Consider the following 25,630-nt stretch of genomic DNA (forward strand, 5'->3'; position numbering starts at 1 on the left):
TCTTGCAGCAGCTTACTTTTATCCAAAGCAACAGCATCTGTTTTGGCATAACGCTTTGGCTCACCTGACTTTTCCATTTGAGCATTCAGAAAGTCATAGCATTTTTTGTTAATAAGTGTAGGGTCTTTAACCCAGAATTTGGTTACTGTATCCATATTCTCAGACCAAATATAACGCTCATCTTTCAAATCAACCTGGTGAATATCAGAAAGAACACCTATAGGGAAGTAATTCCATTTTTTTCTGGGTAACCAGAAAAAGGAATAATTTTACCATGCGAAGGTAACAGAGTATGGGCCAGTTTTTTAGTATAAATAGTATTTTGAGGGGCTCCTGGTTTTCCTACCACCCATCCATCAGCAATCTTATCTTCAAACTTCAGTGGCTCGGTTACAGGCTCCTGAAAACGAACACCAGGAAGTGGTGTGGACACTACTTTTCGATCGTAGACTCTATTTGTTCTAGGATCGGTATATTTTGTATGGATTACTGGAAAATGAATATTTTCTCGAATAGAAGGAGTATAACGCTCATGTACAGGATCCTCAAAAGCTCTTAAAAGATAGTCATAATCAGGAAAAGTCTCTCCACTTAATGCGGAAGTAGACACAAGACGCACTAAAGCCTGACTCTTTGCTATCCTATTTAAAGCCGTAATATTGCCTTCACTATCAACTAATGATTCTTCTTTATTGACAACCTTGGGCACATTAACTTGTTTAAATTCCACCAATTTATCATCACGCAATTGCTTATAATATTCTCTGTTCACTTCGAGAGAAAATTCGTTAGGTGAAATGGCGCTAATATTCGCTTGAATACCAAAAAAATCCATATAAGTTTCTTTAAATAGCTCTGCATGCGCCTGATTTTCAAAAGAAACAATAACCTTATTTTCCAACCTATGGTGTTTTACTGCAGAAATCACAGGTAACTCAACCGCGGATGTTCCTTTAACAGGAGTAATTGATTGTAAGCTATAAATCAAATTAATCGCATTTTGATGATGATCAATTTTATGAGGATTACCTTCTTGGGTATTGTGAAAGTCAAACATCCGTTTATCAGTCTGTAATTTAGGCGCAGCCGTAAGTTGTTTTACAATTTCCTGAAGAATTAAATGCTTGCGATAAAGTTCAAGTGTCGAATTACTATTTTCGCCAAGGGTCAAGTCACCTTCTAAATTATCGTAATAATTCTCTTCCTCACGTACTTTTTTAATTTCATCAATCAGTTTCTTACGTCTTTTCTGACTCATAGGATATTCAAAGCGCTTATTGATACCCTGAATAGCTAATAGGGTATTATTTTTTTGGCGCTCAAAAGTTTCCTGAGAAATCAACCCAAACGTTGATTTTTGGCCGGTTAACTGAAGGGTATCAAAACTACAACGTAAAACTCTAAATATAGATTCTAACTTTTCTACACTTGCAGTATGTGATGACACCGAAATACCCGACAAATCAACGAAGTCTTCTATAATGCTAATCGACTTTGATCCACCTTTTTTTGCAGGATAGAGAGGATAGCAACGAGTTAAATCAATACTATGAGCATCATTCATCATCCCTAGTTTTGCATTAGCAAGCGTTCGAACAGTACCTTCAGGAAAAAAGGTACTCAGGCTATACTTGGGAGACTTATTCCAAAAAGATTGTGGTTCAGTGATTAAATTTATTGCGTCTTCGCGTGAAATATCATTTCCTAATTGATTTTCTTTTTCAATAACGTAATCAATAAATACTTGTGGCGGCTCCTCTTCTCTTCTGTCAATTCGATCTTGAATATCAGAATAACCCATGAGTTCTACAATAATAGCATCTCGATACATAGCATCCAGATTTTTATCATAAAGCTCGGCGAGATGAGTTTGGCAGTATTTAAGAAACGCCCTTCCTGAAGCTGTTCTAAAACTTTCATAAGTTTCACATCCCTTGACATTATCTCCTGTGTCATTAAAACCTGTTTCATCACGACGACCAACAACACTAAATAGCATCATCATTTGGGATTTTTCAAGCTCGAGATCTGAATCAAGTTCACTTGAATGGTGGCCAAATTCTTTTTTAAAAGCATGAATTCCCGTCACCATATAAGCAACACGCACTGAGTGGGTTAAGCCATGATTTGGACGATGAACAATGTGAGTGATTTTTGAATCAAATTTTTTTTCTACACGCGCTTCATTTAAGGAGGATACGCCCCGTTCAACAAGATTTTCATATAATTTTTTGCTTTTATTTTATTTGCATCAAAATGTTCTAATTTTTGTTCTTCTACAGCCAATTCAAGAATTTTTTTATCTTTTTATCCAAAACCAGGCTACTAATTTCTTGATTAAGCGTCTCAATTTTTTTACAAGTGCAGCTCGTTCTTTTTCATGTTCGGATCGCTGGGAATGGAATTGAAATATTAGAGCTAAATCTTTTTTATCAACAACTGCTCCATCTAATGTTATGTCCATAAACTCAATTGCCTCTTTGCCCGAGATATGCACTACATCCCCATTTGCAAGTTGGACTATTGATAATTGATTGAACCATCTATCAACCATAGGCGATATTGAATAAGGCTTCGAAAAACAATTTTCACTGACATATGCAATTGCCTTAAGAAAACGGTTTTGATTGATTAGTGTTCTCATTATATTCTCACAGCATTAATTTATTTTATTATTTTTTGTTTTTATAATATTCTTGTTGGGTATTTTATAGTCATACATTGATATGGTCTAGTATATTATTTGTTTTTTTTGCTAGTATTAAAGTCATATAGCGGTTTTTTAGATACATTTTTTGCTGTTTTTTTGAGTCAATTTTGACAAAAAAATTGTTCAAGCCTATGATCCGACTCAAGTGCCATAAAATTGGAGAAAGTAATGCCGAAGTTAGAGAGAAATAAGAAAATTGATAAATTTATTAAGACTTCATTTCAACCTATTCGCAATGTAATGAAAGCATTACTGAATAACAAGGACCATATCTCTAACGAAGAAGAAAACTTACTATCTATGGAGTACAATGCTCTTTTTGCCTATGAAGAGAGAGTTGTTTCTGAATTTAGAACCCTCCAAATTGAACATGCACCCTCCCCCACATCGGTACAACGTATTTATGAATCCTCGGCTGAAGCAGCTAAAATAGCGATTGAACAATTAAAAGAACATCCTGACAGCAATGGACTTATATTAAGAAATTTAGAAGAAGTAACTAATTTTTGTACAACTGCACTGACTCAAGATAATGGGCTTAAGTTCTTTGATGTGAAAGGATTTGATATTGAAGCGATGAAAAAAGTCAACAGTGACATACAGGAATCATGGGAGCATTTTCTAAAAAAGGATACCAATGCTTTGCTTCGGTCCTCATAGGAGCCTATTCAATACATGCATCGCCTGGTTTTCGAAAATTTTTTCCAGCACTGGCTTTCAGATCTGAATCATTAGGATACACACTTCTCAAATAATGGTATATTTAGCTATGGAATTCAAAGGAGATGTGTATGTCCAAATCTGATATTGAAATGGCAAAAGAACTTTCATTTTTTAGAGACTCAAAAAAACTTCAAGAATACACTGAAAAATGTCTAGCAAACCCTGATTTAACTGCAAAACAAAAAATCCAGCTTATCCATTTAAATCAAAATAATCGTTTAACTATCATTGCCCAGGTCCAACAGCATACCTTCGAACACCTTTTTAAAAAAAATCCAAATGAATTTTTCACGAATAAATATCATTACGATTGGTGGATTTTTCCCATGCATGTACCAAAAGATTGGGGATGGGAACAAAGAAATTATGATACATCGATCAATTTGGCAGAAGCCCAAACTTTACTTCATCATAATCAATTCGTTCATACATACCTGGAATCAGTTACTATGTATGTTACGGCGCTCCAAAAACATGGATGGAACAATTATCCGGTACGTTATGCAAGAATGCTGCATTCATTGTCTATTTTTCTTCAGGCCGCTCAAAATGAAAACGGCCAAATCGAAGTATATGATCGTCTTTATGAATTATCTAAAAACGCTGTGACTTATGCAAAAAAATATGTTTTGCCAGACAATATAGATTACGATCTCTTACAAATAGGATATAAGATGGCTTTATACCAAATACAAAAATATGAAAAAGAATTTCTTGCAAAAGGATGTGATCTCAGCGTTCATTGAAGTTAACTAGGTGATTCAACTAACTTGTTGTACTGCTTTTCATCAAATCTTTGGCTATACCCACAACTGGTTTCTGAGAGATACACCGATTAAAACGCCAACATACCGTGCTTTACGTGCGGTATTCAGAACTATGATTCATTCTAATCATCATTCACCAGGCATCGTATGTTGAATGCGCATACATCACCGCATATAGAGAGTTTATTCTATTTCAAGTAAAAATATTTAAATTTAGTTTGGTTCTCTCAGGTTTTAATCTCGATATCAAGTATTTTAGCGCGGTGCTCTTCAACTACGCGAACGAACCGCGCCAAAGTGAAGCCTCTTTTTTCTCATGCAAACCATTAAGTTATCTGGGCCTCTCTCAACTTCGAAGCCTAAAAGTATTGAGTACCCCTTCTACCATTCCAATTCCAATAATGTAATTAATCCAGACCAATTTTCAGTCCACTCAAAATTATAAGGATCATGCCCGTCTTTTCTCTTTAATAAGTTACCATTGTCCATTTTAAATAAAGGTGAAGTCTGATTTAATTGCTCTACCTCTTTAAATAGTGGTACTAGCTTTAATTCATTAAAATGCTCAGGAAAATTACCTGATTCAAAAGTATCATAAATACTATCTGCGGAGCGCTGCATGGCTTGCAATAATATAATACGCTGTAATTCAGCTTCTTCTTTAAAAAGATAGTTATCACCATAGGCCGTCCAAACAGTGCTCTCCTGATTCACAACATTTAACCCTAATCGATTATCTTCATCATGCATTAGATTCGCGAGCAATAAATTCAGAATAGAAGGTAAGAAGACTTGTTTTTCTATTTCAAGGCGAGGTGTTCGTATATGACCAGAGGCAAAAGAATCACTCAAGTAATGATTTGCAAAAGCATTTTGAGCATACGCTAACTCCAATAACTGCTGCGCATGAGCAACATTGCCTTTAATCTTTTGTTGATAGCCAAGCAGTGCCGTATCCAGAGCTACTTGATGACCCACCTCATAAGCAATTAATGACTCAGGCTGATAATGATCAAAATTAGTTTCCGAAAGCTTTAAATAATTACCAAAAGGAATATAATCACTAATAAAACTGCCACCACAAGTCAAGCGATTTAGCTTTTTATTAATTGCTGAGCCATATTCCTTATAAAACTCTGAATCAGACTTTCCTTGTGCTCGCCAATCCACTAAAAGTTGCGCAATTTGCTCCTGAAATTGAATAAGATTTTCTGCTTGTATGCGAGGAGTTTGGCAATTGTTTTTGTCTTTATCCCCTGCCAAAGCATAAAATTGAAGATTAAAACATTCTTTGCGTTTGTCCATGATACATATTGAAATTGGGTGTTGCGGATCACCAAATAAATCCCCCGCTAACATTACGATTTGACCATAAGTAAGGATTAAACCATTGGGCAAATGCAACAACTTATCAGAATTACTATTATAAAAGCGAAGATTAATCTGATCACCAAAATACTGGTGCTCAAAACCTGAAAAATTTTTCATGTGTCGTTCCAGCAGTTGATTTATTAATTCTTGGGAAAAATCAGATGAATTAGCATAAGAACTCTGAACTAGAGTTAATAAAATCATTAAAGCAGTAATAATCTTTTTCATTCAGTAATTCTCTATAAAGTTAAATTTGAGGTGATGCATTAAAACTAAGGGTTAGAAAAACATTGTAAGTATAGGTAATACAATGAACAATTAGCCAAAGTAAGCCTCTTCTTTGGCTTGAATATACTACTATAAATGAAAAAAATAAAGAATATTATGATTTCGTTTTTTTACTATTGAGAGGAATAGATTACCTTTTAGGTATTATCGAAGTGGAAGGTGCTTCAGAGTTTCGAAGATTAGAGGCACTGACTGCAAAAAATCGATATAAGCTTTGCCCAACATCCTCTTTTGTCGCTTGGAGCTTATTAAAAAACTCCACCATTAAGCTACCATGCTTAAATAAATGAGAGCTAGTCGTTAAAGTTAATTCAAAAGTTTTATCTACCAGATTAATGAAGTTTAGGCTGACGGCAAAAGAAAAACCATATTTTGGGGACAGATAGTTTTTAAAGGCTTTCTGCTGATCTAAACTGACATTGAGGATTTGTATTGCCTTCATATCTTCTTCGCTTAAGAGCTCTCCTTCAATGCCTTTATCCCAAGCTTTTTTAATGATAATGCAATTGTTTGGATTAATTGTTTTTTTGAAATGCGTCACAAGAAACTCATTGATTTCCGCTTTAATGACGTCCTCTGTGACCAACTTCAACAATGGATGACCAAACACTGATTGAAACAACCTACGCTTTACTCCGGAAAAACAGCTGGGCCGGTCCCCTTCGAGATCATCGTATTGTTCAAGCTTACCATTGTCTGTGCGTCTGCTTTGATCCCAATTATGCGCTCGGCGTATATGAGCTAATTCATCGATAAAATGCTCGAAACGTGTTGCAAAAGTATGTTCATCAGTACGAAGATCAGTGAGTTTTTCAAAAATAAATGACCGTACATACTGTTCGTCATATTCATGTTGATGAATTTCAGCGTAAGCAAACACGTTAGGGTAATTCAATAAATATAGAACTACAGAAAGATGTTTTTTTGTTACCGCTTGACGAAAAGCATAGAAACTGATTGCTGCAATCATCTCTTGCAGTTGTTGTCCAGGACTTTTTCCACTAAATATTTAAGAACACCAAGATGACCATGCTCTGCCGCTGCACGAAAGACATAAAAATTGTCTTTGGCAATCATCTCGTTTAGCATCCTATGGGAGACCTTGAATTGAATCATTTCTATGAAATATTTAAGCCCATTAAGATGTCCCAATTGGGCTGCTCGTTGAAACCTTAAAGAGCCATGGAGAATACTGTCTGTATAGAATTCATTTTGAGAAAGTAGTTTCAACAACGCCAAATGCTTTGCACTATCGCCGAGCATAACTGCCAGATTGAGTAGATCCGATACAATAAACCCAAACCTCTCACCTATATTTATAAGCTGTTGATTATCCATATCGGGATGGCTGCATGCTATAGCCATCCATGCCTTATCTTTTTCTTTCTCCGGTATTAGGAATAACTGTTTCTGCAACTCTTCACAGGCCATGTTCATCCATGGGATCAAAGAATCGGGAAACAATTCATCATAAAAAATTTCATCCCAAATAACTTGTGGAATTAAACGAGCTTCAGGATGTTGATTTCTTTAGGATTCATTAAAAAATTGCATTGGAGTAGGCCGTAGTTATCAATGCATGCCATTTAACCCATGAGAACTTAATAAAACCAATCAACTCTATTTATATGTCATATCAAATATTTTGATAATTAATTATTTGAGACGAATAAATCGCAAAATAATTGGTGAAAAGTACCGAAAATTAACGCCTACTTACAAGTTAAGCTTACTAAAAATCATAATGTAGCAATAATTATTACCATTCGTGGTATAATTGCCAACGAAATAAGCACACTGCGTAATAATATCAACACCAGTGTCTTATTTCACAAATACCAACAAATAAAGGAAACAGCATGAGTTTTAAATCTTTAGGTTTAATCGAGCCCTTACTTCAATCTATTGATGAATTAGGCTACAAAGAGCCATCCTCTATTCAAGCTCAAGCTATCCCAACAGTATTATCTGGTAAAGACGTACTTGCTTCAGCACAAACAGGAACCGGAAAAACTGCAAGTTTCGTGTTACCTATTTTGCACATGCTCAGTGTAAAACCTCGAGCAACAAGCAATAGAACAAGAACACTTATTTTAACTCCAACACGTGAATTAGCCAGTCAAGTACACGAAAATATCATCCAATACGGACGTTATTTGTCAATTCGCTCCGCAGTAGTTTTTGGGGGAGTAAAAATTAATCCTCAAATGATGAAACTACGTTCAGGAGTGGAGATACTGGTTGCTACACCAGGACGTTTATTGGATTTATATCAACAACGCGCCATACAATTTGATCAAGTTGACACTTTGGTGCTCGATGAAGCCGATAGAATGCTCGATATGGGCTTCATTCATGACATGAGACGAATTATTAATTACCTGCCTAAAAAGCGACAAAACCTTATGTTTTCAGCCACATTTACTGATGAAATCCGTAGTTTTGTAAAAACCATTCTCCATCAACCCGTAGAAATCGATGTTACACCTCGGAATACGACTGTAGTTAAAATAAAACAAACAGTGCATCCAGTTGATAAAAGCCGCAAAGCAGCATTACTTAGCCATCTGATTCATAGAAACAAATGGGATCAGGCTTTGGTATTTTCTAAGACAAAGCATGGCGCAAATAAATTGGTGAAGCAATTAGCTGAAGCACAAATCCATGCTGCGGCGATCCATGGCAATAAATCTCAATCCCAACGTACTAAGGCTTTAAATGATTTTAAATCTGGGGAATTGCATATTTTAGTGGCTACAGATATTGCCGCTCGAGGAATTGATATTGATCAACTGCCCTGCGTCGTTAATTTTGATTTGCCCCAAGTTGCAGAAGATTACGTTCATCGTATCGGTCGCACCGGGCGTGCTGGTGCAACAGGATTAGCAATTTCACTAGTAAGCGCCGATGAGATAAGTCAATTGCAATCCATAGAAAAATTGATTCAACACAAATTAAATCGCGTTGAAATCGAAGATTTTGAACCCCAACATAATGTGCCCCAAACCCCAATTTCTTCCACAACCCAAAAATATTCTCAGATAAAGAAAAAAACGACTTCAACTTATGCTAAGCCCCATAAAAAACCATTAGCCAGAGGTTCGAGAAATACTCGCTCTAAACCTTAATGTCGGTGTTTCCCTCATAACAAAAGATAAGGTAAATGCTGACGACTCTCAGTCCCACAAAATAATGGGAATAACTAACTAAAAATACTTTATATGGGGGTTAGGTACACTTGCTTATAAATTAGATGCTCTTTCTTTCTATGGACAAATTATCGGGTTGTTGTTCTCTCTGTTTTTTATATTCTTGCCAGCCACTGTATGGTTTTTTATAAAAAACAATTCCAACAGTATCTCCAAAAATATAACCATTGCTTTTGGCTTCTCCATTACGAAGTGGTAATTTTATAGGATTGTTTACTTCACCACCCTGCTCTTCTTTTTCTTTAGCTTGTTGTTATTGCAAAATGTGTTCGCTATTTACAATATGTTTTGCAACCTTATTATAAGTAGATGTTTGTCTTTCTAAGGTATGCATTACTGAGCGCTTGGATTGTGGTATTTCTTCTATATTAGGATAACCATCTGAAGTGTTCTCATATCCTAACGAGGTTTCAATTTTATTTAATTTAAAAGCAGATTTACAAAATTTTTCAATAATACATTGTGCAAGGTAAGGGTAATTAGTACATGCTACAGTCATTAAGTAGGAATGAAAAAAATAGGGATCCATTGCATGGATATAGGGTGAATTATGTTCAGTTGCATTGGTAATCGAGGTTGGTATATGTCTTTTGAGTAAAGGATGGTCATTTCTCATTTTAGCATTGTTTCCAACAGCGACGGTATCAATCATTAACTCCCAGGCAGGGAGATTTGTTTCAGAATTTTTGATTTTTGCAAAAATAGTTTTTAATTCAAGAATGGTTAATTCACCTATATCAAGAATACCTTGCTCCACGGCACTAATAATTAAATTAAATTGTAAACGATGGGTTTCTTTGCCATGAAAAAATAAGGGTGATATTTTATTTTCTTCACTCCATAATCCATTTCTTTCTAAAACTTCATCCGCTTAGTGTTTGCTGATAAATCCAATAAAACTAGGCACTGGTGTTTGAGTTTGAGTTTCATTTAAATTGACTCCATGCTTTTGTTCTTTATAAAGCAAAACCTTGCTTAGCAGATTATTGGTTTTATTTGTAGTTAGCCCTTCGTCCGGACTAGGCCATAAAAGATCCATAAAACTGCAATACTGCTTCGGTTTCCTAAGCTCTAGCGGTTGTAACCCATTTCCATTGGAGTTCTCTAAATCCCACAAAAACTTGACTTCTTGCTCCAAGTTTTGCCAAGACTTTGCGACGAGTGATGCATCGGATAAAAAAACTGATATATTTGCTAAAATGTGGGCATGATTAGGAAATTTCTTTCGAGAGAATTCGAGATATTCTTGGTACAGCTCATTATTTTTTCACCACCAGAAATATTAAGCATATCTTGCATGATAATTTACCTTTTGTTTTGGATTAAAATTACATTAGGTCTTAATGTAATAATTTGGGTATTGTGGAGTAAGTGATTTTGTTATTTAACTGATCTTTTCTAAGAGCTTGATTAGTACTCATAACCTCATAAAGGACAAGAAAATATTCATTAATTTAACTCTCTGTTGCAAATAAAGCCATATCAAAGTACACGGCAAAAAAGAACTTATTTTAATCATATTGAACACCGCGTTACCACCAAAGAATTTACTATTGGCTAAAAAATAAACAACCGGAAGTATATTGACAAATGTTATTCCAATAGTGTAATTTAAATATACAGTTATTTTTTTATACTATTCATGTTCCATTCTACTGAAACCATCAAGTTAAATAAAAAAGCAGATTTAATACAAATCTTTGCTGGCTTTTTTTATTTTAGCTTTTTTAGCCCGCGGCTGGGTGGTAGGTAGAGTTAACTAACGCTCCAACCCCCAGCTTAGTCTGGGGGACTTTGGCATCCGAATCCCAGACTGATAAAAGTAAGGGAGTTGGATGAAACCAAAAGGAGTGTCAACCATGCATCATCCCTCACTAACTCGTCATCCCCTCGAGCTCCCCCTAATTGCTTCTTGTTCCAGGAGGCAAAAATGAGTTATTCAATTTTAAAAAAACTACCACCAGTAGAACAAATTATCCAAGAATTACCCTTATCTCACTCTGCTAACCAACAAATTTCCCAAGATCGAAATGAAATTAAAGCAATTTTGGAAGGCCGAGATACTCGTCTCTTAATGATAGTTGGCCCCTGCTCTGCTTGGCCAAAGAAAGCTGTTTTAGAGTATGCCAGGCGATTAGTGCAATTAAACCATAAAGTAAAACACGCATTAAAAATAATTATGCGCGTTTACATCCAAAAGCCTCGTACAACCAAGGGTTGGACAGGTCCTGTGAATCAACCCAACTTATTTTTAGCACCAGATATTGCCTCAGGAATAAAATACACACGGGATATGATGATTAAAGTTATTGAGATGGGACTTCCTATCGCTGATGAGGCTTTGTTCACACACAATGCCAAAGGTTTTCTTGAGCTTTTATCATGGGTCGCTATTGGTGCTCGTAGCTCAGAAGATCAGGAGCACCGTATTTTTGCTTCCGCTCTAGACTGCGCAGTTGGGTTAAAAAATCCTACCCACGGTTCACTGACAGTAGGAATAAATAGCATCATTGCATCGCAATATCCGCATGTAGCGGTCTTTGATGGCTATGAAGTTCAAACGCATGGAAATCATCATGCCCACCTGGTTTTACGTGGTTCCAACCATGCACCTAATTATTCCATTGCTCATCTTGAAGAAGTAAAACAGCAAATGGAAAGGCATCAAATCATTAATCCTTCTGTAGTTATTGATGTTAGCCATGATAACTGTCTGGTTAATGGCAAAAAAAATCATCAACTCCAGCCATCAATTGCATTATCCATCATCGAAAGTATCCAAAATAGACCCGATTTAAAAAGGTTGGTAAAAGGCTTCATGGTAGAAAGTTATCTGAAAGAAGGAAACCAAAAGGTCGATCCCATTAATCCTAATAAACTGGATTTAAATGGTTTGTCCATTACTGATCCTTGCTTAAGTTGGGAACAAACAGAATCTTTTCTTTTAGAGTTAGCAGAATTGAAGGCATTAGAAATGAACAATAAAAGAGAGGTGCAATAATGGCTTTATTATTTGGTATTGCTGGTGATGTTGGTTCTTTTTCTGAAGAGGCAGCCTTTCTTTATTCTAAAAAGAAAGGACTCGACTCTATCTTTGCTTATTTACTGGATATGGAAGGAGTACTCAATGCTATTGAAGATGGAGTCATCGATCTAGGCATCATCCCAGTAGTCAATCTTTTAGGTGGATTAGTAAAACCAGCCTTTCTTGCCATGGGAAAACATTTGTTTACACCAATTGATGAATTTTGGCATGAAATCAATCAATGCCTACTGGTTAAAAGAGATACTGCTCTAAGTCAAATCAAGCATATCGTATCCCATCCACAAGGACTTGCCCAATGCCAGCAGTTTTTAAAGAAGCAATTTAAAAATACAGCGCAAATGGAATGGATTGATACAGCAAAAGCTGCAAAAGATTTAGCAAAAGGGGTCTTACCTGCATCTTCCGCTGTAATTGCTCCAGAACGTTGCGCACAACTCTATGATCTAGAAATAAAAGCGAAAAATATTCAAGACAGTTCCCCTAATCGCACTGCATTTATTTTAGTCAAAAAACATAGCGATAAAACCACTGCCCAAAAATAAGGAGCATTCTATGTCTACGCTTGAAGAATTAAGAAAACAAATTGAACAAACAGATGCTTATATCATTGAAAAATTAGCGCAACGTCAAGAATTGGCAAAACAAATAGGAGAAATCAAATCAAAAGCAGGTAAAAAAGTAGTAGATCACCAACGTGAAAAAAAATTGTTTCTGTATTACGAAGAGTTGTCAAATCAGTACCACTTAAAACAGGAATTTGTCACGCGCTTGTTCAAAATAATTATTGCAAACTCGAAAAAGGTGCAAAAACAATGAAATATTCTAAACAATTTCCATTGAAAGATTCAGCCACTGTTGCTATTAACTCACTGGCCCAACAAAAAATAAACGCGGGTCTGAAAATTTCTAATCTCAGTGCTGGCGAACCCAAACTACTGCCCCATCCAATAATAACCACCGCAGTCACACAAGCTTTAGAACAAGGGCTAACTCTTTATCCCCCGGTATCAGGAATAACAGAATTACGCTATCTTGCTTCTAAGTGGATGAATAAATTTTACGATTGCTCATTCACAAGTGAAAACTGCCTGGTGGTTAACGGTGGAAAGTTTGGAATTTATTTACTGATGCAATTATTAATGCAAAACAATGATGAAGTCATCATCCCCTCTCCTTATTGGGTTTCATATCCACAAATCACCCACCTGTTTGGAGGCACTCCTATAATCGTCGAAACCAAGGAAATCGAAGGATGGAAATTAACCCCTCGGGCACTTAAAAATGCCTGCAGCTCTAAAAGCAAAATACTTATTCTTAATAATGCAGCCAATCCAACCGGTGCATTGTATACAAAATCTGAATTAGCTGCACTCCTGCAAGTTGCTCATGAACAAGATCTTTTAGTGATCGCAGATGAAGTATATAGCGGCCTCATTTATGATGGGCATGCCTATGTATCTTGTGGTTCATTTTCTCAGTTTAAAGATCGAATTATTGTTATTCAAAGTTGTTCAAAAAACTTCTCCATGACCGGTTGGCGAGTTGGCTTTGTATTCGCTCCCAAAACCATAATTCAGCCTTTAACTGCATTAATGAGCCAAAGTACGAGTGGCGTCACTACACTTAGTCAATGGGCTGCCGTTGCGGTATTGAAGGAAACTAATGTGGGTCTCTGGGTTCAACAATGCATGCAAAAAAGAAGAGATTGTATGATCCAGGCCTTAGATCAATATTTTGGACTGACAATAACACCGCCTCTTTCATCGCTTTATATTTATCTTTCCTTAAATGACTTAGGGGTTAGAAATCCAAACTCAGAAGAGTTTTGTCAACACGCACTAGAGGAAGCAAATGTTGCTATTGTTCCAGGAACTGCATTTGGAAATGAAGGTTATGTACGATTATCCTTTGGTGGATATGAAGAAGAGTTACACTCTGGGATTAGACAATTAGCATACTGGTTGCATGTCTAAGAAATACCAATCAACTAAACGATGTACTGGACAAAACCATGAGAACCTCTTAAGCGATTATGTACTATTGCCTGCTTTTTAATCTAATGATTAAATTGCAATCTATTCAAGACTATTGGAGTACAAATGTTTCAATTAAGACGATTTGATAATCACAGCAATCAAAATCTAATGACTGCAAAGCCTTGCTTTTCTGCATACAAGCACGCTTTTGATGAGGCGGTAAAAAATTATAATCCATCACAAGCGAATCCTTATATAAATATCAAACTTACACGCGATATTCCCAATAAAGAAGATGTAATGAAATGGAATAACTCGCTCACACAGTTATATACACAAATTAATGCGACACTGAACGAATATATGAGTGACTATAATATGAGTTTAAAAAAATGTTCTTCGGGATGGACACATACATTCACACATCTATTAAACGTAAAAGGAATAGAAGCAATGCAACAATTGCTCGCGGAAAACTCCTTAGAGCTAAACCCACAGGAAAACTCATCTTTCCGCCCATAATATGTAACCTGCTATGAATAAAACGGCCACAAAAATAATAGAGAATAAAAAGCCCAAGGGGTTGGGGCAGTTTATGCTGCAATCTTATAGAACCATTCAAAAATAGATTGATTGCTAGTCTTAAGTTGTGATCTCTTATTCTTAATACTTGGAAGCGCTCAATTCTCGTGAGCATAGGATAGGACCTAAGCAACGGAGCTGAGCATTTTGCCCCCCTGAAGCTCATTTCCATGAACTTCCCCCCCACAATCGAGGTCGTGCGGCTTACCCAAGACCGGAATTAAATCTTTTTAACAAATTGAGATTTTAATTTCATTGCCCCAATACCATCGATTTTGCAATCAATATCGTGATCCCCATCAACTAACCGGATATTTTTTACTTTGGTGCCCACCTTTACAACCTGAGAGGAACCTTTTATTTTTAAGTCTTTAATAACCGTCACTGTATCACCATCTTGCAGAATATTTCCATTGGCATCTTTGATAATTCGCACAGACTCTTCATTGCGTTCACCAATATCTTTTGGCCATTCATGCATACATTCAGGACAAATAAATACATCACCATCTTCATAACTGTATTCAGAATTACATTTAGGGCAATTCGGCAAGTTGTTCATTTCCTCTATCCTTTTATTGTGTATTGAGTAGGGAATGTCCCAAATCATACTTTGACAATGGCGTAAGATCCAATTTTAACAACAAATATAAGCTTTGTTGACAATTAATTATGCTCTTTTCTACACCCAACACTTAATTTGAGAACTCCAATAGCTATGAACTATTAAAACCGATTATCATATGCATGTCTCACATAAGAAATTCAATTTAGGTACATGTTTTGCTGAGTAGTTCCGTTTTATCTTGATGTCGAACGACATTATTCTTATCTGAAACTGGTAGTCCATCTACAGAAGACGCATTGTGAATATTCCGCTTTAATGCCCTCTCTGGCTCTCGCATAAGTTCATAGCTATCTCCACGAACAATAAAAGATTTGATCTTATTTTCATCTGACTTAGAGTCAATTCCTTTGGCAATGTCAAATCCAATAACACTTGATAAAACCCCACATCCAACGGCAATTAGAGCACCTACCGCTAAAGCACCAAATCTACTTCCATTAAAAGAAGAGAGTATTCCTGTTTCAGCCAAATTAAATCCTATTCCTAAACCAGCTGTAAATCCTATAGCAGCCCAGATAGTCATCATTTTTAGGATATAATAATCAGAAGATAAATTTGGCTTATTAATTGGCAGAAAATGGTCCGTAACATCACCCATTCCGACGGTTTTCTCATGATTCACGAAACAAGGGGTAATTTCTTTAATATCTCTAAGATATTGAAGCCATTCAAATTGTCCGGGATTCTTTTTGTATCCTCGGATTTCTTTCTCATTATAACCGTGATTTTTTACAGCACGAAGCATCTCTATATAATCCGCTTCACTGTCGTCAAGAATATAAATACGGTTTGCTTTATTTTTTTGGCGATCAAGTTGAAAATCAACATCAGCAAATTTACGTCCAGAATCAAAAATGATTAATTTATTAATTTCTTTGTCGGAAAATCCCTGATATTTAAAAATTGCTTTAATATATCCAATTCGATTTTTAGTCACAATATTTACTGCAATTTCATGATTTATTAAGATCTCATGAAAAAATTTGACTGCATTTGGGCTCATAAGAAAATCAATATCTTTTTGCTTGTAATTAAAATTTTCGTTATATTTTCCAAACTTAGTTTCAAATATAGACTGAACCTCACTTAGTTCTTTCATTGGAGTGTTTTTATAATCTTGTCTTACACCTTTTTTATACCCTTGTAAAAGTGACTGATAAAATTCTGTCAATACAGTATTTCCCCCAGGCTTTTCAGTTATGGTACCATCAAAATCGGTGTAAATGATAATTATTGACATTATCCATTCCTCGTTATTACTTTAATAAATTGTACAATAATTAATCAAAAATCAAATTAAGAAATTGTTAGTCTAGTGAAGCACTTAAGGTATAAGTGAAACGCTTATGCTTTAACTTACTTAATATAGGCTTAATATTTTTATATTATGATGATATCTATTTTTATTACCCTTCAAATTTGGAAAAAACTATGCATAAATTACGTGAACTCGAACAAGAAGCAAAAGATTTATCTATTCTGCTTGACCAAGCCCTTCTTAGTAATCTTCGAGAAGAAAAAGAAAGCGCATTGGCCGAGCTTGAGAATTCCGAATTAATGAAAAATGCAAATCAATTCAGAATTTTTATTGATCCCGAACATCCTATTGTGAGCTTAATCAAATTGGCTTCAGTTACATTACCCGAGAAAATAAATGAATTGCAAAAAAAAGCACGTTTGGTTCAACACCAATTAGATGCTGAAAAAGATATAAAAACTACAGAGGACTCCATTTTAGAAACGGTAACAGTTAAAGAGGAGCCGATTATCGACTTAAAAGATGAAGTGATTACCGTTGAAAAAGATATTCCTAAAGTTATCGAGATAATTAACCCTAAGCTCGAAATGCTTGCAAAAGTAAAAGAGGGGTTAAAATCTTATATAGAGACTACCGAAAATAGAACAAGTGAATATTATTATGGAAAAGTCGGAACTTTTTTTAACTATATGGGCTCATATATAGGTTTGTCAGGATATACCAAAACTCAAAAACTCGATGCCCTAAATAAATTATTTGATAATTTTGAAACCGACAACACATCAGAATTAGATGAGCAAGATATTGCAATATTAACTACTGGATACCTTGGAAATGCATTAAACCCATTATTAGAAGATGAGGCAGTGGGGCAAAAATTAAAAGAACTATTGAAAATCGAATCACAGACAAATAAGTTACAATAGTTTAATCCCATCTGGCGGTTATTTGATTTTAAAATAACCACCAGATCATCGAGCATACGTTTCTAGATTAAATTAGAAAAGGAACAATCTTATATGGCACAAGCTCACAGTATTTCTTCCAATCCTGACCATATTTAGTTGCACAGCGTTTATCATCACGAAAAGCTCTATCAAATAAGAGCACTGTTAAAAAGCTCAGATAAAAATACGGTGAGAAATTTTCAAATAAAGCTGGCACAGACCAAAAAAATGTTCCGGCAAGTTCTGGAATGTAATGAAAATGTCTAGCAACACCCCACCATCCCGAAGCAAGCAATATAGTTTGTTTTTTGTCGCCCTCTGTAGTTTTATAATGAGCTAATACAGTAACGGGTTTTTTGCCCCATATAGTACAATCGCCTTGGGTTGCTCTAGCCATCAATCTTTGTCTGTCCGCAAGATAATTGATCATAATGGATGCAAAACCCAAGAATAAAATGAGGATCGCCCAAACAAAAGGTAGATGAATAGGATGAAGAACAAGATACATGCTTGGCGAAGTATAAACACAAGGTACCCATACCATGCATCCCCAACAAATATAAAAACCAGCCCGATCATGCATCATATCTAACGAACGCAAATAGCCCTTTTCCCACATGTAAAATTTGCTTAAATAAACAAATTGCAGGAAAACAGAAATAAGCATGGAGTTTGATAAAACGCCTAATTCTGCTTGTTTTGCACAATAAGAAATCAAAAATAGACCCCAGCTCATCATTCCAAAACGACAGGTAATGAATTTCTTAATATGCCACCCAAACACTTGCGGATAGAGCTCCGTGCCCCAATAGTAATCAAACAAAATATTTTTGGTAATACCCGAATCAGTAGAGGAAGGAAAAAAACGTCCCTTTAGATACAAAAAAACACAAAATATAAGACTCAATATATTCAGTGCGCCCAAAAGAGCCCCAAGATTATCATAGAGAAGGGAAGCCGAAAATACATTAAAACCCAAGGAAGCAATACAAAATGTTGCCATAGTTACTATAAATGCAAAAAGACCATTATCTTTGTAAACAGGCACATTTCCTTTAGGAGAAATCGGTCCATGAAATATTTTTCCTGGGAGTAATCTCATTAACGCCAATTCAAATACAATAAATGTGGCAATAATTTTCCAAGCGATTGCTGAACCCCAAAAATAAGGTTGCCATATTGAATAAATCGATTGTAAAAACCCATTTTGGAGCATCAAATTCCATAATGCCAACAAAGATCCTTCGAGCTCGGTATTGGTATACCACATGAGCATCACAAAAACAGGGCATACAAGAATCAGAAATAACGGACCTAAGATATTCCGAATATTAAAATTCATCATGTTTCCTTACATTTTTAAAATTAACATCATACAGCAATTTTAAGTATTTAATACCACTTGCTCAATGACGCATTACTAAAAAATACAATTTAACAGGCCATATTAATGGGGTATGTTTAGAAACGAGCACGAATTATTAATGAGCCACATCATGCCTAAGGAACGTGACCAAAATAACTTCCCATTTTAGCTTAGTGGGAAGTAATGCCTAATCTCGGACAACATTTAAGTTTATATAAACTTCATTGATATTATCTAGAAAAAAATGGACATTAGTTGAATGAGTGTTCAGTTTAGTACTGAGTCGTTCTAATTGTAACATTCTAAATGCACTGCAACCTATTTATAAATTGAAGGTATTGCGACAAATAAAGCTAAGCACAGCAGTTCATTAGATTGATCCGGCGTCACTTCGTCATGAGCTAGCGCTTTTACCGCAGGGATATCGAGTAAAAAGCATAGATCATCACTAAGCCCCTGATCATTTCTGCGAATGAGATTACGCGCTATATAAAATAGGAGCTTCGCTTCATTAGGATCGATCACATCAAAAATTATATCTATGTTATTAATTTTTGCTTGCTGTTGTTGAATCCGAAGAGCAGTCATTTTTTGAACTACAAATGGCTCTATATAACATTCAAAAACCCTATGATGGGACGTTTCATCATAAGCAAAAGTTTTAGGATTATTTAATAAATAATGAATCATTGAATGCTCTCTATAGGAAGCAGCCCATTTAAAAGCATTAAAATTATCTACTGCAATCATATCTTGCAATCTATCAGGCGCTTTTTCTTCAAGGTATAGAAGAACATCAAGATGGCCATTTTTTGCAGCATCTAGAAAAGCACCGAATTCCTCTGCGGTAATCACATCTTGCAGCTTACCAGATAACTGCTTTACCTGGTATTTTAGAAAATCAAGGTTGCCGTATCTTGCCGCATATCTAAAGACAGCAAAATCATATTCAGCAATTACACGGTACACTCGGCTAGAGGGCATCATAGATTGAATAATACCCATTAAATAGTCTTTAAGGCCCAAACGAACATTTGCAAAAGAGTCAATAAGTCCTCTAAAAATGTTTTTATAAGAGTTAAAGGTTCCTGCAAGATACATTAAAGTGTTCAGATGCCCACATTGGATCGCTCTTTGAATTCTTAAAGAGGAGTGCTTGAAAAACCAATCCGAATAATCTTCTTGACGAAAAAGGTGTTCTAATAACGCCAAATGCTTTGGACTATCACCCAGCATCACTACGAAATTGAGCATTTCTGATGCATTAAGTCCTAACTTCTCGCCGATTTCAATAAGCTTTTGGTTTTCCATTTCAGGATGACTGCATGCTATGGCTATCCAGGCTTTATCTTTCTTTTTAGCCGACATAGGAGTTAATTCATTTTTAAGATCCTCATAGGGCATACTCATCCAGGAGATATCAAATCAGGAATAGAAGAATCACTTTTAAACATTTCAGACCATATCACATATGGAATTAAGCGAGCCTGGGGATGTAGATTTTTACTCTCAGTTGAAAAATACATGAAATTTTTTATAGTCAAAACTTGCTCAATTCAATCACTCAATTAGTATTAACTACAATTAATTTTATTTATACAACATATAAAATCATTTAATAATTTATAATTTTCAATTAGTTAAAATCATTTATGACTTGTGCAGCTGCATTTGAAAATATATTTTTCCACGCTTTAACATCTCTTGTCATACTGATTGATAAGTTACTCATTTGTTTCATAAAAATAGGAACCGTCTTATTTGCTTTAGTCCTCCCTTAATATTAAATTTAATAAATAAGCTAATTTATTTAAATAACTATGGACGACTATCAAATAGCACGAATGACGCGCGATGAAATTTCAAACGCAGTGGAATGGGCACGCCAAGAAGGTTGGAATCCGGGATTAAATGATGCAGAATGTTTTTATCGCGCAGATCCCCATGGTTTTTTTGCAGGTAAATTAAATGGTCAAACCATTGCAGTTGGATCAGCAGTAAATTATGACGATTACTTTGCATTTTGTGGTTTTTACATTGTAGACAAAAATTATCGCTCACAAGGATATGGAATACAGTTAACCCAAGCTCGGCTTGCTTATATCGGTGATCGCAATGCTGGACTCGATGGAGTACTGGATATGATCGACAATTATGCGCGTATTGGTTATAAATTTGCGCATTATAATGCACGATATGCCTTAGAGCACAAATTCCCCCCCCCAATACATGAACCATCAATAATAAACTTACAAACAGTACCCTTTGCTCAGCTCACCGACTATGATCGTCATTTCTTTCCAGCACCAAGGCCTCAATTCCTTAGAGCATGGATTCAACAAAATACAGCCTTAGCACTGGGCTATGTTCAAGAAAAACAATTAAAAGGTTATGGAGTGATTAGAAAATGTTTTAAAGGTTATAAAATAGGCCCACTTTTTGCAGACTCACCTTATATTGCTGAAAAATTATTGGATCAATTATCTGAATTTGCCCAAGATGAAACAATCTATTTAGATATTCCTGAAAATAATCCCTTTGCGGTTGATTTAGTACAAAAACTAAAGATGTCTAAGGTATTCGCAACAGCAAGAATGTATTTAAAAGATGAGCCTAAACTTTCTACTCAAGGAATTTATGGCATAACTACTTTTGAATTGGGATAATCAATGCGTGATTTAATAGGTTATGGGCCAGAAGGAAAGGATTTTTTTGGCCAAACAAAGCAAAAGTGGCGATTAATTTTGTCATTAACTATGAAGAAGGCTCTGAGTTAAGCCCAATCAATAATGATGTACAAGCTGAAACAAGCGGAGCAGATTTTCCATTCAGCCCCAAAGCTAAAGGCCAACGAAATCTGAGTATGGAATCATTTTATGAATATGGGAGTCGTGTGGGCTTGTGGCGTCTTCTTCGTTTGTTTGACGCTTATCAAGTACCACTAACTTTTTTTGTGACGGGATATGCATTAACCCTTAACCCGCTATTGGCAAACTATTTGGCACGGCAACATCATGATGTGGCTGGCCATGGATGGCGTTGGATAAATTATGCCAATGTTTCTAAAAAAATAGAAAAAGAACACATCCTTATGTGCATTGAAACCCTGGAGCAATTAACAAGAAAAAAGCCTAAAGGGTGGTATACGGGTAGACGAAGCGAACACACGCGGCAATTATTACTTGAGATCGGTGGTTTCCTTTATGACTCAGATAGTTATGCAGATGAATTACCCTACTATATTAATAATCATCTGATAATCCCCTACTCTCTTGATTGTAATGACTTCAGATTCACAACCACTCCGGGTTTTTCGAGTGCACAGGAGTTTTATATTCGGTTAATGAATACATTTAACTATCTTTATCAAGAAAAAAGGCCTGCAATTATGACTGTAGGTTTGCATCCTCGTCTTAGCGGAAAACCTGATCGGTGCCTGATGTTAAAGAATTTCTTAAATCATTTAGTACAACATAAAGACATCTGGATAACAAGACGAATAGATGTCGCTAATTTTTGGTTAGAAATATTTCCTGCTACAAAAGTGTAACTGAGTGACTATTTCTTCAATTTATTTTTATGGTCTTAAACCGATATTTGTCTGACCTGATTTAATGATATTGGCCCAATTCCTGCAACATTCAATGTTAATCCCTCTCCATATTGCCCAAGGCTGACACTGTTAACATTAGCTAATATCGTGGTTTTCAATGCGATTTCTTTATCTTCAGAAATAGCATGCACTTCAATCCTATATCTTCCTTCTTTAACTTTTTTGCCATCATAGCCAATACCATCCCAACTGAACTGTAAAAAACCAGGCTTTGGTTTGCCTAAAACAATGGTTCTTACCCTCTCTTCTGATTCCGCATAAATAGAAGCACGCAACATGTTGAAATCAGAAGAAAAATCAAGCGCAACTCTTACGGAAATTTCTGCCCCTAAGGGAAAAATTTCACTCTCCACCAAAACCTTACGTCCAACTAAAGCCGAAGCTTGTAATGCTTGATTTGATTGTAATGATGTTGACATCTGTTGCCATGATTCTTGCATTTCTATACACCCATTATGGGTGGCAAATTGCGCCAGTTGAGACAAAAATTCATGATTAACTTGCCGCTGTATCATATCTTGACTCTCAATTTGTTCCGCCATTAAATGTAAAAAATCCTGTTCTCCCAAATTTTTCTTCAGCGGAGAATCAATTTGTTCAAAAGAAAAACCAACTGTATCCGTTTCATTAAATGAATTATCTGTCATTCTAATTCCTCCTTATTCACTTAACTTTAATGCACGTTACATGAATTATAAAAAGCAAACGTTGTGCCAACTTCAAATAAGTGAGAAAATTAGTTGCTATTAATTGGGGGTGCTATCTATGTTAAAGAACAATGCTCTGCCTGAAAATGCCATAGAGCAGGTAAAAACTTATCTATTACAGCTGCAAAATACAATTTGCTCAAGGCTTGAAAATTTAGACGGACAGGCCCAATTTATGGAAGATACCTGGCAACGTTCTGCCGGCGGCGGTGGTATTTCACGTGTTTTATCCCAAGGATTGGTTTTTGAAAAAGCAGGGGTTAATTTTTCTCATGTTTTAGGAGCGCATCTTCCAGCATCCGCGAGTGCCCATCGCCCAGAATTAGCCGGTAGAAATTTTAACGCTCTTGGTGTTTCACTCGTGATCCATCCAGATAACCCATATGTTCCTACCTCTCACGCCAACGTACGTTTTTTTATTGCCGAAAAAGAAGACGCGGATCCTGTTTGGTGGTTTGGAGGAGGATTTGATTTGACACCTTATTATGGATTTGAAGATGATTGCAGACACTGGCATCAAACTGCATTACAAGCTTGCAAACCTTTCGGCCAATCCATTTACCCTAAATTTAAGCAATGGTGTGACGATTATTTTTTCATTAAACATCGGAATGAAGCACGAGGAATTGGTGGCCTGTTTTTTGACGACTACAATGAAATAAGTTTTGAGCACAGCTTTTCATTAATGAAAAGTATAGGAAATCACTATATTGAGGCTTATGCTCCTATAGTAACTCGTCGTAAAACTCATCCATTTGGTGAACGCGAAAAAACGTTTCAAAAGTATCGTCGCGGGCGCTATGTCGAATTTAATCTCGTCTATGACCGTGGCACATTATTTGGCTTGCAATCCAATGGCAGAACAGAATCTATTCTCATGTCATTACCTCCCGAAGTAACGTGGGAATACAATTGGCATCCCGAAGCCAATAGTGCGGAGGCAAAACTTTATACTGATTTTTTACCCCAACGCAATTGGTTAGTATAACGATGACTCAGAGCTACAACTGCAAATAAGTAGATTAACGATCCATTTGTTGACGTCATTAGGGTCTTGGACGACGAATTGCCAATAGACCCTATATTTCTACTATTTTTATTACTTACTTTCCCTTAATTCGTGATTTATGAGTAACACAACCTTTTTCAAGTAAATTCTTGCTAACAATGCCGCAAAAGCATTTAATAAACTCAAAATTAAAAAAATCTGTGGGATCGCCGCTGAAAAATGTAATAAAACAATAACCATCAATGCTCCAGCAACCATAAATAGTGCATTGTAGATATTATTTGTTGCAATCACTTGAGCCCTTGATTCCGGGGGACTTTTCACTTGTAAATAGGTATATAAAGGAACAATAAAAAGACCCGCACTAAAAGCCAACATAAATAAATCAAATGCAATGCGCCAATGAGCAAAGTAAGTAAAAAAATTAACTAGAGAAAATACATCTTTCGGTTCATTTAAATGAGGTGTAGCCCAATAAAGATCCATTGTAAAGCAAGTAAAAGCAAACATTGACCAAGGCACAATAGTAAGATGTATTTGTCCTTTAAAAATACAATTAACAGTCAAGGAACCACAAGCAATGCCTATGGAAAACAAAGCAAGAAATATTGCAAAAACAGCATTATTAGCTCCTAATACATAGTTTGTATAATCAGGAAGCTTGGTGAGGATTACTGTCCCTAGTAACCAAAACCAAGATAAAATCAACATTGCGACTAAAATGCCAGTATGTTCAGTGGCCTGTTTCAGCATCTTATAAGTCACACGCCAAATCTGTTTATCTACTTCAATACTTACCGACTTTGAAGGGGCTTTAGGTATAAACAAACTGGAAGTGAGGCCCGCCAGCGCAACAATTATGGTTAAAAACACAGCTATATAAGGTTTAGGACTATGGATTCCTATAGATAAAGTCCCTATGGTAGTACCCAATAAAATAGCTATAAAAGTACTCGCATCAACTAGACCTGTTGCTCCCAATAACTCCTTTTTAGGTAAATGATCAGGCAAAATAGCATACTTTATTGGCCCAAAAAAAGTTGAATGAACTCCAAGCCCCGTTAAAGTAGTCATCATCAAAAAAATACTTCCCCAATAAAGGGCAAAACTTCCGATAATCATTAAAAATAACTCTAGAATTTTAATGACACGTGTTAACAGCGCTTTGTCATATTTATCGGCCAATTGTCCTGAGGTCGCTGAAAGAAGAAAAAAAGGGATTATAAACAAAGCACCTGCTATTGCTTGGTAGAACTCAGATTGCACTTGATTATGAGTGAGATGGTAACTAATTAAAGTAAGCATTGCTAACTTAAAAGCATTATCATTAAAGGCACCAAAAAATTGAGTCAGAAAAAAAGGCAAGAATTTACGTTCTTTCAAAAGGTGAAAAGCACCATTACCCATGCATAAGGCTCCATTAGTAACAC

General features: G+C 35.8%; 24 protein-coding genes and 1 pseudogene. 12 read left to right on the forward strand and 13 right to left on the reverse strand.

Features of this window, described 5'->3' with window-relative positions; translation table 11 throughout:
• Window positions 1–217: 217 nt before the first annotated feature.
• Together EL220_RS19055 and EL220_RS19060 are read right to left on the reverse strand one after the other, a co-directional pair.
• Entirely contained in the window at window positions 218–2,107 is a 1,890-nt protein-coding gene (locus EL220_RS19055) for a SidE phosphodiesterase domain-containing protein (RefSeq protein ID WP_331852658.1), read from the reverse strand.
• A gap of 192 nt (window positions 2,108–2,299) precedes the next feature.
• On the reverse strand, window positions 2,300–2,644 hold the full coding sequence (locus EL220_RS19060) for a hypothetical protein (RefSeq protein ID WP_232002414.1): 345 nt from the start codon (window positions 2,642–2,644) through the stop codon (window positions 2,300–2,302).
• A gap of 234 nt (window positions 2,645–2,878) precedes the next feature.
• On the opposite strand from EL220_RS19060, the gene EL220_RS11645 reads away from it, so the two are divergent.
• The gene (locus EL220_RS11645; protein WP_027271684.1) at window positions 2,879–3,370 is read left to right on the forward strand and encodes a hypothetical protein; all 492 of its coding nucleotides are present in this window, start codon (window positions 2,879–2,881) and stop codon (window positions 3,368–3,370) included.
• A 131-nt stretch (window positions 3,371–3,501) separates the two neighbouring features.
• Complete coding sequence (locus tag EL220_RS11650; protein ID WP_027271683.1) at window positions 3,502–4,179, forward strand: hypothetical protein; 678 nt, start codon at window positions 3,502–3,504, stop codon at window positions 4,177–4,179.
• A 402-nt stretch (window positions 4,180–4,581) separates the two neighbouring features.
• On the opposite strand, the gene EL220_RS11655 is transcribed toward EL220_RS11650, so the two are convergent.
• The 3 genes from EL220_RS11655 to EL220_RS19070 all read right to left on the reverse strand — a co-directional run bounded on the left by EL220_RS11655 (window position 4,582) and on the right by EL220_RS19070 (window position 7,290).
• Window positions 4,582–5,799, reverse strand: coding sequence for a hypothetical protein (locus EL220_RS11655; protein ID WP_027271682.1), 1,218 nt, complete (start codon window positions 5,797–5,799; stop codon window positions 4,582–4,584).
• Between the two features lie 190 nt (window positions 5,800–5,989).
• On the reverse strand, window positions 5,990–6,829 hold the full coding sequence (locus tag EL220_RS19065; RefSeq protein WP_051544747.1) for a hypothetical protein: 840 nt from the start codon (window positions 6,827–6,829) through the stop codon (window positions 5,990–5,992).
• Window positions 6,826–7,290: a hypothetical protein gene (locus tag EL220_RS19070; RefSeq protein ID WP_027271681.1), complete on the reverse strand. Its 465-nt coding sequence runs from the start codon at window positions 7,288–7,290 to the stop codon at window positions 6,826–6,828. The genes EL220_RS19065 and EL220_RS19070 overlap by 4 nt, the downstream gene beginning before the upstream one ends.
• A gap of 428 nt (window positions 7,291–7,718) precedes the next feature.
• Between EL220_RS19070 and EL220_RS11665 the strand changes: the two genes are divergently transcribed.
• The gene (locus EL220_RS11665) at window positions 7,719–8,987 is read left to right on the forward strand and encodes a DEAD/DEAH box helicase (RefSeq protein WP_027271680.1); all 1,269 of its coding nucleotides are present in this window, start codon (window positions 7,719–7,721) and stop codon (window positions 8,985–8,987) included.
• Between the two features lie 334 nt (window positions 8,988–9,321).
• Here EL220_RS11665 and EL220_RS11670 read toward each other — a convergent pair whose 3' ends face one another.
• Both EL220_RS11670 and EL220_RS11675 read right to left on the reverse strand, forming a co-directional pair.
• Window positions 9,322–9,825, reverse strand: a complete 504-nt coding sequence (locus EL220_RS11670) for a hypothetical protein (RefSeq protein ID WP_027271679.1) — start codon at window positions 9,823–9,825, stop codon at window positions 9,322–9,324.
• A gap of 114 nt (window positions 9,826–9,939) precedes the next feature.
• A complete protein-coding gene (locus EL220_RS11675) occupies window positions 9,940–10,185 on the reverse strand; it encodes a hypothetical protein (RefSeq protein ID WP_128130905.1) in 246 nt (81 codons plus the stop codon).
• Between the two features lie 813 nt (window positions 10,186–10,998).
• Between EL220_RS11675 and EL220_RS11680 the strand changes: the two genes are divergently transcribed.
• From EL220_RS11680 to EL220_RS11700, 5 genes are all read left to right on the forward strand, one after another.
• Window positions 10,999–12,069, forward strand: a complete 1,071-nt coding sequence (locus tag EL220_RS11680) for a 3-deoxy-7-phosphoheptulonate synthase (protein ID WP_027271678.1) — start codon at window positions 10,999–11,001, stop codon at window positions 12,067–12,069.
• Complete coding sequence (locus EL220_RS11685; protein WP_027271677.1) at window positions 12,069–12,656, forward strand: prephenate dehydratase domain-containing protein; 588 nt, start codon at window positions 12,069–12,071, stop codon at window positions 12,654–12,656. Before EL220_RS11680 ends, EL220_RS11685 begins: the two co-directional genes overlap by 1 nt.
• Before the next feature lie 10 nt (window positions 12,657–12,666).
• Entirely contained in the window at window positions 12,667–12,930 is a 264-nt protein-coding gene (locus tag EL220_RS11690; RefSeq protein WP_027271676.1) for a chorismate mutase, read from the forward strand.
• Window positions 12,927–14,087 (forward strand): pyridoxal phosphate-dependent aminotransferase, encoded by a 1,161-nt coding sequence (locus EL220_RS11695; RefSeq protein WP_027271675.1) that lies wholly within the window; start codon window positions 12,927–12,929, stop codon window positions 14,085–14,087. Before EL220_RS11690 ends, EL220_RS11695 begins: the two co-directional genes overlap by 4 nt.
• Before the next feature lie 126 nt (window positions 14,088–14,213).
• A complete protein-coding gene (locus EL220_RS11700) occupies window positions 14,214–14,612 on the forward strand; it encodes a hypothetical protein (protein ID WP_027271674.1) in 399 nt (132 codons plus the stop codon).
• Between the two features lie 280 nt (window positions 14,613–14,892).
• On the opposite strand, the gene EL220_RS11705 is transcribed toward EL220_RS11700, so the two are convergent.
• Together EL220_RS11705 and EL220_RS11710 are read right to left on the reverse strand one after the other, a co-directional pair.
• Window positions 14,893–15,234 carry a zinc ribbon domain-containing protein YjdM gene (locus EL220_RS11705; protein ID WP_027271673.1) on the reverse strand — a complete coding sequence of 114 codons (342 nt, stop codon included), beginning with the start codon at window positions 15,232–15,234 and terminating at the stop codon, window positions 14,893–14,895.
• 208 nt (window positions 15,235–15,442) lie between these two features.
• The gene (locus EL220_RS11710) at window positions 15,443–16,540 is read right to left on the reverse strand and encodes a hypothetical protein (protein WP_027271672.1); all 1,098 of its coding nucleotides are present in this window, start codon (window positions 16,538–16,540) and stop codon (window positions 15,443–15,445) included.
• 191 nt (window positions 16,541–16,731) lie between these two features.
• Between EL220_RS11710 and ceg19 the strand changes: the two genes are divergently transcribed.
• Window positions 16,732–17,484 (forward strand): Dot/Icm T4SS effector Ceg19, encoded by a 753-nt coding sequence (gene ceg19, locus EL220_RS11715; RefSeq protein WP_027271671.1) that lies wholly within the window; start codon window positions 16,732–16,734, stop codon window positions 17,482–17,484.
• 67 nt (window positions 17,485–17,551) lie between these two features.
• Here ceg19 and EL220_RS11720 read toward each other — a convergent pair whose 3' ends face one another.
• Together EL220_RS11720 and EL220_RS11725 are read right to left on the reverse strand one after the other, a co-directional pair.
• On the reverse strand, window positions 17,552–18,847 hold the full coding sequence (locus tag EL220_RS11720; RefSeq protein ID WP_027271670.1) for a phosphatidylethanolamine N-methyltransferase family domain-containing protein: 1,296 nt from the start codon (window positions 18,845–18,847) through the stop codon (window positions 17,552–17,554).
• Window positions 18,848–19,189: 342 nt separating this feature from the next.
• Complete coding sequence (locus EL220_RS11725) at window positions 19,190–20,275, reverse strand: ankyrin repeat domain-containing protein (protein ID WP_027271669.1); 1,086 nt, start codon at window positions 20,273–20,275, stop codon at window positions 19,190–19,192.
• Between the two features lie 416 nt (window positions 20,276–20,691).
• On the opposite strand from EL220_RS11725, the gene EL220_RS11730 reads away from it, so the two are divergent.
• Together EL220_RS11730 and EL220_RS11735 are read left to right on the forward strand one after the other, a co-directional pair.
• A complete protein-coding gene (locus tag EL220_RS11730) occupies window positions 20,692–21,537 on the forward strand; it encodes a GNAT family N-acetyltransferase (protein ID WP_027271668.1) in 846 nt (281 codons plus the stop codon).
• Between the two features lie 3 nt (window positions 21,538–21,540).
• Window positions 21,541–22,421 (forward strand): annotated as a pseudogene (locus tag EL220_RS11735) (polysaccharide deacetylase family protein).
• 35 nt (window positions 22,422–22,456) lie between these two features.
• On the opposite strand, the gene EL220_RS11740 reads toward EL220_RS11735, so the two are convergent.
• Window positions 22,457–23,131: a flagellar hook assembly protein FlgD gene (locus EL220_RS11740; protein WP_027271666.1), complete on the reverse strand. Its 675-nt coding sequence runs from the start codon at window positions 23,129–23,131 to the stop codon at window positions 22,457–22,459.
• Between the two features lie 118 nt (window positions 23,132–23,249).
• On the opposite strand from EL220_RS11740, the gene hemF reads away from it, so the two are divergent.
• A complete protein-coding gene (gene hemF / locus EL220_RS11745; protein WP_027271665.1) occupies window positions 23,250–24,179 on the forward strand; it encodes an oxygen-dependent coproporphyrinogen oxidase in 930 nt (309 codons plus the stop codon).
• A gap of 111 nt (window positions 24,180–24,290) precedes the next feature.
• On the opposite strand, the gene EL220_RS11750 is transcribed toward hemF, so the two are convergent.
• Entirely contained in the window at window positions 24,291–25,607 is a 1,317-nt protein-coding gene (locus tag EL220_RS11750) for an MFS transporter (RefSeq protein ID WP_027271664.1), read from the reverse strand.
• Window positions 25,608–25,630 lie beyond the last annotated feature (23 nt).

The sequence above is a fragment of the Legionella sainthelensi genome, from assembly GCF_900637685.1.
In the GTDB taxonomy this organism is placed as follows: domain Bacteria; phylum Pseudomonadota; class Gammaproteobacteria; order Legionellales; family Legionellaceae; genus Legionella; species Legionella sainthelensi.